This is a genomic window from Thermosipho sp. 1244 (assembly GCF_018588215.1).
In the GTDB taxonomy this organism is placed as follows: Bacteria; Thermotogota; Thermotogae; order Thermotogales; family Fervidobacteriaceae; genus Thermosipho; species Thermosipho affectus.
Genome location: NZ_LNGA01000014.1, coordinates 74,933 through 86,899, shown reverse-complemented (window position 1 = coordinate 86,899; position 11,967 = coordinate 74,933). Strand labels below are relative to the sequence as shown.

Genomic DNA, 11,967 nt, shown 5'->3' with positions numbered 1-11,967 from the left:
TGAAAAAAGGTGAAAGAATGAATGAACTTTTGAAAATTTTGTCTTCGCCACAGCTTTTTGAAGTTTTAAATTTTTTAAAGGATAATTCCAATAAAAACCCAAGTTCTATTGCAAAGGAATTGGGGTTCCATACGTTTACAGTTCAAAAGTATTTGGAGATATTGGAGAGATTTGGAATTGTATCCTCAAAAGTTGAAAGAAAAATAGGAAGACCTTCAAAAAAATATAGGTACTGTGGTGGTAAGATAACAATAGATTTTGACGAGGTTTTAAAAGTTTTTGAATTAAAATCAAAAAAGATACGTGAAAGAGAAAGTAAAGCAAGGTATAACTATGATTTAAAGAAAGAAACTATAAACGGTGTTGTTAAAAATGGGGAAATTATAAAGCTTTCTGAGGTAGAGGGAAGGGTGTTATTTTTAGTACCTCCAATAGATAGTGCGGGGATTTTAATTTCTGAAATTGTTGAAAAGTTAAATTTCCCAGAATTTGATGTTTTATTTGCGGTTAATAACCTTGTTTTAATGGATATTGTAGAGGTGGTAAAGTGAACATAATATTGTTTTTTGTGTTTTTTTATTTTATTTTAAGGTATGCGATATTAAAATGTTTTGGAGGAGAGAAAAGCAAATTATTAAGATATGATTATTGGAATTTCTTTATTTTAATTTTAATACTTTTTTTAAGTGTTAATTTTTCTTCTTATGTTTTTTACTTTGTAATTGTAGTCGGACTATTATTTAACATGTTTTATTTTTTTACGTATAGAATAACATTTGTTAATTTTCTTCTAAATTTAGCAATTATTACCTGTTTTTTGTTTCCTAAATACATTTGGGTTTCATCCTTTTTTGTTTTAATTCAATTTATTCGTATGAAGTTAATACCAATGTATAATTGGATTTACGTTTCAAGTGAAGCTGAAAATATAGCAAGTGAATGTGGGAAGGGAGGGTATTCTAGAAAGCCCGTGGTGATTTTTGGTAATTTTGGAAAAAGGGTAATAATAAATGGAAGGGGAATAATAGTTAATGTTTTGAATGATAAGATGGTGTTTAGAATAACGAGAAATGCTCATAAAGCGTTAGGTGAGCCAAATCTATACGAATTTTGTGAAAAAATGTCAAAAGTCATTAGGGGGTGGTTGGATGATAAAAGCGGAAAAGTTAACTAGGAAATTTGGAGATTTTATTGCGGTAAATGGTATTGATTTGTATATTGAAAAGGGGAAAATTTTTGGATTTTTGGGTCCAAATGGTGCGGGAAAAACAACGACAATTCGCATGTTGACGGGGGCTTTAAGACCTACAAGTGGTAAGGTGGAAATTTTAGGGCTTGATATGAAAACACATGAATTAGAGATAAAAAGAAGAATAGGAGTTGTACCAGATGAACCAAGAATTTACGATCATTTGAGAGGATATGAATATCTAGAGTTTATAATGGACATTTACAGGCAAAATACTAATGAAGTTAAAAAGAGGATAGAAGAACTATCTGAAGCATTTGGAGTTGATTATCTTGACAAGCAAATTTCCGATATGTCGCATGGTATGAAACAAAAATTAATGGTGATAAGTGTTTTAATGAGAAAACCAGAGGTTATATTTTTAGATGAACCAACTGTAGGATTAGATGCAAAAAGCGCAAAGATTTTAAAAGAACTTTTGAGGAAATATGCAAATCAAGGAATTACAATTTTTCTAACAACTCATATATTGGAAATTGCAGAAAAGATGTGTGATGAAATAGCTATTATAAACAAAGGAGAGATAATAGCACAGGGGGATATTGAAACTTTAAAACAAGGAGAAAACAAATCACTTGAAGACCTCTTTTTAGAATTAACTGCACAAGAAGAAGATATAAAAAATATTGTGGATTCACTTTAAGGGGGTGGTTATATGAGAGAATTTGTTATATTACTCAAATATTTGAGTAATCCCCATTTATACGGGAAGAAAAAATCATCGGTTAAAGGTAATTTTCTCAGGCAATTGTTGGCATATATGATAGGTGCTATTCCACTAGGAATAATGGTATTTTTCTTTTCAAAGAAAATCTTTGTAGAATTGTATAAAGTGGATCAAATGGCTGCAAAGTATATGTTTTTAATGTGGAATTCCATACTTTCTTTGTTTTTTGTTGTGGGATTTATTGGACTTGCCATGTATTCACTTTCAAGAAACGATGAAATGGAATTATTACTAACTATGCCTATTTCAAGGACTGTGTTAACTGCTTTTCAAATATTTTCTGCAACATTGTCGCAGTTATATACTCTTTCATTTTTTGTGTTTGTTTCTCTATCTTACATTATATCCGCAAATCAAAATATATTATGGGGGATTTTGCAGATAATTTTACATATTTTCTTTTTGATTGTTTTTTCTTCTGTAGTTGCTGTATTGATAGGTGGAAAAACTTCAAAATCTTTCACAAGAAGGTTTTACATGATAGTCTTACTTTTATCTATGTTTTTCTACTTTTTTGTAATTGCAATGATGGATGTAGATGTTTCAAAACTTCAAAATATGGCAAAATTGTTTGTTTTTTCCTCAAAAGAGTACAATTTCCTTGCGTGGAGTTTCATTTCTGAAAAAACATTTTTTTATTCACTTGTTTCTACCGTTTTACTTACATTTTCATTTGTTAGTATATCTAGGAAAGTTGGGTTTGAACCTGTTCAGTCAAAGAGAAAGAGGGGGTATAAAATATCTAGTGCAGGTTCTCCAATAAAAGCGGTTTTCAAAAAAGATATGAAGGCCGCTTTAAGATATGAACAGTTTTTGTATTTTATACTTTATCCATTGGGTTTTGGGATATTTATGATGTTTATAAACAGAAGCGATTTTTTACATTCAATATTTTATACTATTCCAATTTTTACATTTTATATTGCGCTTGAAACAGGCATATTAACGTTTTCTGAGGTATCAAAAATAGAGGTTAGTTCAATGTATCCCATACGTTTTTCAACACTTATGATGCCCAAAATTGTACTTCCTTTAGGATTGAATTTTTTCATACTTTTATTGGTGTTTTTTGTTTCTTTATTTTTTGCTCCTTTTGATATTTTTGTCTTTTTGATACTTATATTTTCTTTAATTTTATTCTTTATGAGCGGAGTTTTGGGAGCATATTATGCGATAAAATCGCCTAATATTAAGTCAAATAATATGAATAGAATATTTACAGTTTCCGCAACTTTTATAATAGAAGCAATAACTATGGGTCTTGCTTTTGGAATTATTATGCCATATTTTGTTATAATTAGAAGTGAAAGTGCACCGTGGTGGTTATATTTGATATTTATATCTTCTATTGTGTGTAGTGTATTACTTTCATTTGTGTATATTAAAAGATTAAAAAAGCTTATCTATCAAAAATTGTGAGGTGATATATATGAAGTATTTTAAATTTGACATAGGTGATATCTTAGATGTAGAGTTTATAGATCTTGAAGGTAAAAAAGTAAAACTTCCAAAGGGAAAATGGGTTGTTTTGTATTTTTATCCAAAAGATAATACAAAAGGTTGTACAACAGAAGCATTGGAGTTTTCAGAGCTTATAGACGAATTCAAAAAATTAAATGCAGAAGTAATAGGTGTAAGTCCAGATAAAGTGGAAAGTCACAAAAAATTCATAGCAAAACATAACTTAAAAGTAAAGCTTTTAAGTGATGAAAATAAAGCTGTACTAGAAAAGTTGGGAGTTTGGCAGTTGAAAAAGATGTACGGAAGAGAGTATTACGGGGTTGTAAGAACTACTGTATTAGTTGATCCAGATGGAAAAATAGCATATGTGTGGGAGAAGGTAAAGGCAAAAGGACATGCAAAAGAGGTACTTGAAAAGTTAAGAGAATTAATTGAAAGATAAAAAAAGTGCGCAAATGCGCACTTTTTTTATTGTCAATGGTTGAGTATGAAGATGTAAACTTGTCTTGGATTAATTGTATATTCAACGTCTGTGTCAATGTATGTCTTTTGTGTATCCCATGTAAAATTATTTAAATCGGCGTATAGTATGCGGGTATATCCCTTTGGAATTGTAAATTTGTTTGGATAAATGGGATCGGGGTTGATAAGTACTAAGGCTTCTTGGTTAAAATACGACTTTTTCAGTACAATAAGGTTTTTCCAATTTTTTTCGATATTTACATTTCCATGCGAAAGTGCATAGTAGTCTTTTTTTAGATTGAATATAGTTTTGAAATAATTTAGTAAGGATTTTTCATTTTCTTCTTCTTCCACCGAAACACCATCATATGGATCATCGTATATGGCCCCATCTAGATTTGCATTTCCAAATGTTATGTTTTTTAATTGATATATTTTTTTAGTCCAATTTGTTTGTCCTTCACCAGATTGTGAAGCATACCACTGCATGGGTTCTCTAACAGGTTCATCATACACAGGTCCGTTCCATTTAAATCCTTTAAGTCCTATTTCGTTACCGTAATATATAGTTGGAAGACCTTCTAAAAATACCAATAAAGTATTTAGAACCGCATATTGTGAAGTTCCATATGAATTATTATGATATTTTTCATCGCATAGAACTGAGATAAATCTATTTAGGTCATGGTTGTCTAAAAATGGGAAATAATTTGGAAAGATTCCTTCATAGTCTACATCTTTGTACCAGGTGGAAATTAAGTTATCTTTGCCTTCGTAATTTTCCCTTGCGTTAAACATAAAATTAAAATCAAAGACGGGCATAGGTGCAAATTTTTTTAAGATATCTATATTTCCATCGTATGCTTCACCTACAACAATTATATCTTCTTTTATCGATTTTACATACCTTGTAAGTTCTTTGGAGTACTCGGTGGATTTTTCTATTCCATCATCCCAATCATTTCCATAGAAATGTTTTACGGCGTCAAATCTAAACCCATCTACACCTTGTAAAATCCAGTAATTTAAAATATCCCTGTGTAATTCTTTAACTTCTGGATTATCAAGGTTAAAATCTGGCATGGACGGTCCAAAGATTCCAAAGTAATAAATTTTCTTACCCTTTGAATTTACTTTGTAATGCCAGTGAGGAAGATTCTTTTCTTCAAGACTCATAATATAATAGTTCCAATATTTTGAATTTGTCGTATTTTCTATGGCATCTAAAAACCATGGGTTTTTGTCTGAAGAGTGATTTAGTGGAATATCAAGTATTATTTTTATATTATTTTCATGTGCTTTCTTTAAAAGTTCAATAAAATCATCAATAGTACCATATTCTGGGTTTATTTTGTAGTAATCTACCACATCATATCCGTGGTATGATGTAGATTTAAATATAGGCATAAGCCATATGGTGCTTATTCCAAGTTTTTTTAGGTAATCTATTTTTTGTGTTATTCCCTGTAGGTCACCTATTCCATCGTTGTTTCCATCAAAGAATGATCTTACAAACAAAAGGTACATAATATTTGAAGAGAATATTTCATTAAGTAATTCTTTTGCGTCTATTTTTGTTAGTCCACTTTCCTTTCCATCATAGATGGCATTTATGTAATAGATGTATTTTTCTTTTGTTGGATTTGTATCGACAAATTCTGTGTTTGTTGTTTTTCCAAGAAGGTCTATATCAACTTTACTTGAACCTTTGTATATGTAAAAAGTTGCTGGAAGGGTGTATTTCCAAGAAAGTTTAATGCCGTTATTTGTTATTTCTGCTGTTGCGTCTTTTATTTCTTCGATGTATGGAAGAATAGGTTCTAGAACTATATTTTCTTCTTTTATTTCAAAATTTAATGTGGTTTTTGATGCGGGAAATACTTGAGCTATGGTGTTAATTTTTACGTTTTTTTCTTGAGTTGTAGTTGCATTAATGTTTATTTCCCAGACCCCCGGATAGACATCTTTTTCAAAAAATATGTTGTTTTCTATAAAGTTATGTACAGATGATGCAGTTAATGTGCCTTTAATTGTCGATTCTTTGATTTCTGTACCTTTTGCCTTTAAAGTAATAACCAAAGTGCCGTTTGTGAAAATGGTTTGTATAGTTATTTTGTTTTCACCGTATGAAAGGGTAGTTTCTTTTTCACCGTAAACTACAAGGGTTTTGTTGTATCCCTCTATCCTTATTTTGTATTTACCTGGGGTAAGTCCTTCTAGCTTTGTAAAAAGGGAGCCCTTTAGATCTTTTTTTAACACTAATTTTGAGCCTTGGAATATCTTTAGTGTGTATTTTTCTATTTTTACGTCTTTTTCAAAACTTTGCGCGGAGATCTTCGGAGCACTTTCTATTGCCCCTTTTAATGATATACTCAAAGACATTTTTAAGGGAGTGGTACACGAAAAAAGAAGAAGTAGTACTATCAAAACAGAAAAGATAACTTTTTTCATATAAACCCTCCTTTGTGGTAACGGTTCCAAATAATTATAACAAAACTCCCCTTCAAATTGAAGGGGAGTTTGGAATTTGTTAGTATAGCTTTAATATTGCATCTATTTTCAAAGCGTTATTTAACCCTTTGATTGTTATTTGTATACTTTCGCCGTCGAAAGTTGTAAATGTTGTATTATTTAATAGTGAATTTAGTAAGATATTTAAAGCGCTATCTGTTTCCCAGTACTTCCATATTTCTTGTCCCAAAAGACTGTCAAAGAAGCTTTTTTTGATTCCAAGGTTGTTATCCCTTAAATCAATTGGATCAGGTAGATTTTTGAAATCTATTGTAAGTGTTGCAGAAAATGTGGTTTGACTTGCTTCTATTACAAGTTCTGAATCTAGCGAACGATTTAATTCTTTTAATATGTCAATATACGCCTTGTTATTAATCTGTGTTCCATTGATTTTTATATCTGTGTTTTCCGTATCTATTTTTTCATCTAGTTCTTTTCCAATGCGTATATCAGAGTCTTCTGTTGCGCCAAATTTTAATGCAAAGAGTTCAAAAAAACTGTACCAATTGGTCCAACCCTTTTCGTTGGTCTTTGCTTTTTCAAAATTGTATAGCTCAATAGCACTGTCTAATATAGTTTTAACAATTTTTATTTCCTCTTTTATCCCTGGAACTTTAAACGGTGTTTCTGTAAATAAATCTTTCATATCAAGGATGTCTTTATCTTCTGATATTTCGGAAAGTTGATATCCCAAATCTTTTAGTGTTGTCCAAAATTCTTGAGTATTTGGAACTGCAAAGGAAGTATTTGAGATAAGGTTACTTGCTTGGGATGTTAAAAGTGTATCAATTTTTCCCGTTTTTGCATTTTTTACACTTTTTACATAATTTCTTATCCTTTCTCTTTTTTCATATGTTTTTACAATGTATGTTGTAAAGGTGTGTAGTATAACGACATCTCTGTAATCCATAGCTATTTCTTTGTCTGTTTCAATGTTAAATGCATTTAAAATCTTTTCCCTTGCATCTTTTTTAAACACGACTTTGAAATCTAATCTGTCCTCTTTTTCTCTAATTTTATTTGTTGTTTCTAATATCTTCTTAAATTTTTTGATTAAATTTGGATGTTCTTCAATAAGTTCTAATATGTTCTCTATTATGTCTTCCATTTGCTCTTCCTCAGTTGAAAAGGTATGCATTTTTGTTGTTGATTTTGGGGCAATGATTTCTGAAAGCTCTGCAATAAAGTTTTGGGTTTCATCGTCAATGACCACGGAAGCAATGTAGGACGTTTCATCACTCGATAAATTTGAAATTTCTGAATTTGTTGGAATTTCGTTGAAGTTAACACATCCAAATAATATGAATAATAAAGATATTATAACTAGAAATTTTTTCATATGTACCACCTCCTTTGACTTTAAATACCTTTTAAATTATAACATTTTTATATTAAAATTTTATTTTTTTTGATTTAAATTTTGATTTTGTATAAATTGTTTAAAAGGATATTAACGTAAATATGAGTTGAAATGATATAAATTGGATGTTTATAATAATTTACAGGATTTGTTTGGATGTCTAAAAATTTAAAGGAGGGATTTTTATTAGAAGTATATCGTCCAAGATGTTTTTCATTGTAGGTGTTATTTTTGCCGGTATGGTTATATTTGGATTTATATTTTGGCTTGACATGAATAAGATTTACAGAAGGGAAAAAGTTACCTTTACTGTTAATAGTCAAATAGTTGAGCTTGGAATTTATGAAAATGATTTTCTTGTAGCGGTACAAACTAGAGATTTTAACTTATTAAAAGACACTATAGGGCATTTTGAAGACAAGTTAAAAGAAATGGAAAAAGTGAGGGGAATTTTTAATAATAGGCAAAGAGAGATTTTTGAAAATAGTATTGTAACACTGAAAAAATTGATAGAAAGTGTCAAAAATATAGATATCCAAAATATTGATCAAAAAACTTTTCAAAACTTTGTGCACATTCAGTTTCAAGTTCGAAAATTACTACTTGAGCTAGTGGATTTACTAAAAGAGGATACATCAAATGCGATTAAGAATTTAATTCTAAGTACAATTTTTGTTTTAGCGGTTGTAGGTAGTATAGTTATAATAATTGTTTTGGTAATAACAAGGGGTTTGATAACTCCTTTAAAAAAAGCATCTGTGCTTGTTGAAAATTTAAGTAATGGTGTTTTAAATGTTGAAATAGAAAAAATAGAAAGTAAAGATGAAATAGGACGTATGGCTCAATCTGTTGAAAAGCTAAGGGAAAAGTTATTTGATGTTATAGAGGGAATAAATAATTCATCTAGTGAGTTGAGTGCAAATAGTGAGGAGTTATCAGCTGTGTCAGAAGAAATATCTACAAACTTAAATAGTGTTTCTGAGGGAATTGATAAGTTGAGTAAAGAAGCCCAGGATAATTCTGCAGCTCTTCAAGAAATAACTGCAAGTATTGAGGAATTTGCAGCGTCTGCGGATGTTAACGCAAAAGCAGCCCAGGATATGCTTGAAAAAACAAATGAATTGCATAATTTATCGGATAAAAGTACAAAAAAAGTAAGCGAAATTGTAGATAAAATAAAAAATACAAAGGAGCTTAGCGATATAACAAAAAGAAGTTTAGAAAAACTACTACAAATGGCGAGCAATATAAATACTATAGTAAACACAATAAATGCTATATCAGAACAGACAAATTTACTTGCACTAAATGCTGCGATCGAGGCTGCACGTGCCGGTGAAGCGGGTAAAGGCTTTGCAATAGTTGCAGAAGAGATAAGAAAACTTGCAGAAGAGAGCAAAAATGCAACACAGCAGATTGTTCAGATATTAGAGAGTATAAGTACGGGAATAGTAAATTCTTCTGATTTTGTTGAAAAAACAACACATTCTATAAATGATGTTGCCGTATCTTCAGAAAAAATAATGCATATATTTGAAAGTATAAAAGAGATGTTGAAAGAAGTACGTGAAAAAGTTGAAATTGTTGCATCTAATACACAAGAACAAAGTGCAGGTATAGAAGAGATGTCAGCTGCAGTTACTAGATTAAATACACTGTTAAGTACTACCGCAGAAGTAACTGAAGATGCAAATGCCGCGTTGCAAGAATCAAATGGTGCAGTAGAAGAAATGAGTGTGTCGATACAGTCGCTAGCGGAGATTGCGCAGCAGCTTCAAAGAAAGATTGAATACTTTAAATTGTAATGCAGGGAAGGTTTTACCTTCCCTGTTTTTTTGGTGGTAGAATAGTTTTAAGTAAGGGGGATGGTAGCAGTTTTAAACAGGAATATTTTTTTAGAACTTTTGAATCAAAGAGTTTTATTTCTTGATGGAGCATATGGCACGGAATTTTTTAAAAAGGGTTTTAAAGGACCTGTGGAAATTTTGAATATTATTGCTCAAGAAAAGGTATATGACCTTCAAAAGTCATATGTAGAAGCAGGTGTTGATTTTCTTCTTACAAATACATTTAGTGCAAATAGGTTTAAATTAAAAACTTTAGGTGTCAGATATGATTTAAGAGATATAAATCACAGTGCAGTGAAAATAGCAAAAAAAGCTGCAGGAGACAATGTATATGTCTTAGGTGATATTTCATCTACTGGGGTGTTAATAGAGCCTTTTGGAAAAATAACCTTTGATGAAGTCTACAGTGTTTTTAAAGAGCAGGGAGAGATACTTTTAAACTCCGGTGTAGATGGATTTATAATTGAAACTATGACCGATTTAAAGGAATTGAAAGCGGCTGTACTTGCCCTAAGGGACCTTTCTAATGATGTGCCAATAATTGCACAGATGAGTTTTGAGGAAAATGGTGTTTCAATTACAGGGACAAGTGTTGAGATATTTGCAACACTTTTAAACGATTTAGATGTAGATGTAATTGGAGTAAATTGTACATTAGATCCGGTAAAATTGCTTTTTGTTTTTGAAAAACTTGCAAGTTTTTCGCAGAAACCTTTAAGTGTTGAGCCAAATATAGGAAAGCCAAGATTAAAAAATAAAGAGTTAATTTACCAAATGACCCCTGAAGAATTTGCACGTTATATGATGGAATTTGTTGAGTTTGGTGCAAATATTGTAGGTGGGTGTTGTGGAACATCGCCTGATCATATAAGGTACATGATAAATTTTGTTGGAAGGAAAAAAAGTCCAAAGAAAAGAAAAATGGTGTTATCACAGTATGTTTCAAATAGAACAAGGTTGAGGAAAGTATCCCCCTTTTTAGTTATAGGGGAAAAAATTAATGCTTTTGGAAGGAAAAAATTTCAAGAAAATATAAAAGTGAAAAATTTTGAAAGTGTTGTAAAACTTGCTAGACTTCAAGAGCAAGATGGCGCACATGTTTTAGATGTTAACTTGGGAATTGAAAAACTCTTAAGTAGAGACCACTTTAAAAAGGTGGTACTTGTTCTTGATAAAATAGGGGCTCTACCGTTGTCTTTGGATATACAAGAATTTGAGTTTATGAAAGTTGCGCTAAAAGAATATGTGGGAAGACCTATTGTAAATTCAGCAAAAGCAGATTTAAAAAGTTTAGATAAGGCAATATATCTTTTAAAAAGATATGGTGGGATGTTAATTCTTCTTGCAATGAAAGATAAAATTCCGCAAAGTGCAGAAGAAAGGTTTAATATTTCTTTGGAGGCTTTATCATATTTGGAAAAAAATGGTATTCCAAGGGAAAGAATTTTTGTAGATCCGTTAGTGTTGCCACTGAATACAGGAAACAACCCAAATATTACGTTAAAGACAATAAAACTTTTATCTAAAAAGGGAATAATGACAAGTATAGGACTTTCTAATTTAAGTTTTGGTATTTTTAAGAGAGAAGCGGTTAATTCTGCTTTTCTTTCACTTGCAATGGAAAAAGGCTTAAATGCGGCAATATTAAACACATCTGAATCATGTACTATGAACGTGGTGTATGGCAATCTTTTTTTAAGAGGAATAAAACTTGAAAAATTAGAAACAAAAGAGGATCCCATAGTAGAGATGATTTTAAAAAATGATGAAGAAGGTTTAAGGAAAGAAATAGATAAACTTCTTAAAACATATACACCTTTTCAAATAATGCAAAATATATTATCAAAAGCAATAACACGTATAGGTGATTTATATTCAAATGGAAAAATTTTTTTACCGCAATTTATGATATCTATGGAAACGATTGTTCCTATTTTTGATTTTTTAAATAGTTTAATCTCAAACGAAAACAAAGAAAAAACAGTATTACTTGCAACAGTTGAGGGAGATGTACATGATATAGGAAAAGAGATAGTTAAAGTTGTTTTAAAGAGTGTAGGGTTTCATGTAATAGATTTAGGCGAAAATGTACCGTCAAATGTTATTTTGAAGAAGGTTAAAGAATACACACCTGATATATTGGGGCTTTCTGCTATGATGACTACTACAATTGAAAAGATAAAAGAAGTAAAAAAATTACTTGAAAAAGAGAAAATTAATATCCCAATAATTGCAGGAGGAGCTTCTATGAACGAGGATATAGCAAAAGAGTTTGGAGTTATTTATGGAAAAGATGCAATAGATGCCTTAAATAAAATAAAGGATATAATAAATGAAAAACTTTAAAAAG

9 protein-coding genes are annotated in these 11,967 nt (G+C 30.5%); 7 read left to right on the top strand and 2 right to left on the bottom strand.

Going from position 1 to position 11,967, the window contains the following annotated elements; genetic code table 11:
* Positions 1 to 17: 17 nt before the first annotated feature.
* Genes AS157_RS03770 through AS157_RS03750 form a run of 5 tightly spaced genes read left to right on the top strand, consistent with a single transcriptional unit; the run spans position 18 to position 3,879 of the window.
* Entirely contained in the window at positions 18 to 551 is a 534-nt protein-coding gene (locus tag AS157_RS03770) for a transcriptional regulator (protein WP_077289317.1), read from the top strand.
* Positions 548 to 1,174 carry a hypothetical protein gene (locus AS157_RS03765; RefSeq protein ID WP_077289318.1) on the top strand — a complete coding sequence of 209 codons (627 nt, stop codon included), beginning with the start codon at positions 548 to 550 and terminating at the stop codon, positions 1,172 to 1,174. Before AS157_RS03770 ends, AS157_RS03765 begins: the two co-directional genes overlap by 4 nt.
* A complete protein-coding gene (locus AS157_RS03760; protein WP_077289319.1) occupies positions 1,149 to 1,892 on the top strand; it encodes an ABC transporter ATP-binding protein in 744 nt (247 codons plus the stop codon). The genes AS157_RS03765 and AS157_RS03760 overlap by 26 nt, the downstream gene beginning before the upstream one ends.
* Before the next feature lie 12 nt (positions 1,893 to 1,904).
* A complete protein-coding gene (locus AS157_RS03755; RefSeq protein WP_077289320.1) occupies positions 1,905 to 3,395 on the top strand; it encodes a permease-like membrane multi-spanning protein in 1,491 nt (496 codons plus the stop codon).
* Between the two features lie 10 nt (positions 3,396 to 3,405).
* Complete coding sequence (locus tag AS157_RS03750) at positions 3,406 to 3,879, top strand: peroxiredoxin (protein ID WP_077289321.1); 474 nt, start codon at positions 3,406 to 3,408, stop codon at positions 3,877 to 3,879.
* Positions 3,880 to 3,911: 32 nt separating this feature from the next.
* Here the strand turns inward: AS157_RS03750 and AS157_RS03745 are convergent, their stop codons facing one another.
* Both AS157_RS03745 and AS157_RS03740 read right to left on the bottom strand, forming a co-directional pair.
* On the bottom strand, positions 3,912 to 6,350 hold the full coding sequence (locus AS157_RS03745) for an alpha-amylase family glycosyl hydrolase (RefSeq protein WP_214494965.1): 2,439 nt from the start codon (positions 6,348 to 6,350) through the stop codon (positions 3,912 to 3,914).
* Between the two features lie 79 nt (positions 6,351 to 6,429).
* The gene (locus tag AS157_RS03740) at positions 6,430 to 7,749 is read right to left on the bottom strand and encodes a hypothetical protein (protein WP_077289323.1); all 1,320 of its coding nucleotides are present in this window, start codon (positions 7,747 to 7,749) and stop codon (positions 6,430 to 6,432) included.
* Positions 7,750 to 7,976: 227 nt separating this feature from the next.
* On the opposite strand from AS157_RS03740, the gene AS157_RS03735 reads away from it, so the two are divergent.
* Together AS157_RS03735 and AS157_RS03730 are read left to right on the top strand one after the other, a co-directional pair.
* Positions 7,977 to 9,575, top strand: a complete 1,599-nt coding sequence (locus AS157_RS03735) for a methyl-accepting chemotaxis protein (protein ID WP_231450330.1) — start codon at positions 7,977 to 7,979, stop codon at positions 9,573 to 9,575.
* A 60-nt stretch (positions 9,576 to 9,635) separates the two neighbouring features.
* Complete coding sequence (locus AS157_RS03730) at positions 9,636 to 11,963, top strand: homocysteine S-methyltransferase family protein (RefSeq protein ID WP_077289325.1); 2,328 nt, start codon at positions 9,636 to 9,638, stop codon at positions 11,961 to 11,963.
* Positions 11,964 to 11,967 lie beyond the last annotated feature (4 nt).

Coding starts and splice junctions, on each gene's coding strand:
- AS157_RS03750 (WP_077289321.1), top strand. CDS start 3,406: ATGAAGTATTTTAAATTTGACATAGGTGATATCTTAGATGTAGAGTTT.
- AS157_RS03730 (WP_077289325.1), top strand. CDS start 9,636: ATGGTAGCAGTTTTAAACAGGAATATTTTTTTAGAACTTTTGAATCAA.
- AS157_RS03770 (WP_077289317.1), top strand. CDS start 18: ATGAATGAACTTTTGAAAATTTTGTCTTCGCCACAGCTTTTTGAAGTT.
- AS157_RS03740 (WP_077289323.1), bottom strand. CDS start 7,749: ATGAAAAAATTTCTAGTTATAATATCTTTATTATTCATATTATTTGGA.
- AS157_RS03755 (WP_077289320.1), top strand. CDS start 1,905: ATGAGAGAATTTGTTATATTACTCAAATATTTGAGTAATCCCCATTTA.
- AS157_RS03760 (WP_077289319.1), top strand. CDS start 1,149: ATGATAAAAGCGGAAAAGTTAACTAGGAAATTTGGAGATTTTATTGCG.
- AS157_RS03745 (WP_214494965.1), bottom strand. CDS start 6,350: ATGAAAAAAGTTATCTTTTCTGTTTTGATAGTACTACTTCTTCTTTTT.
- AS157_RS03735 (WP_231450330.1), top strand. CDS start 7,977: ATGTTTTTCATTGTAGGTGTTATTTTTGCCGGTATGGTTATATTTGGA.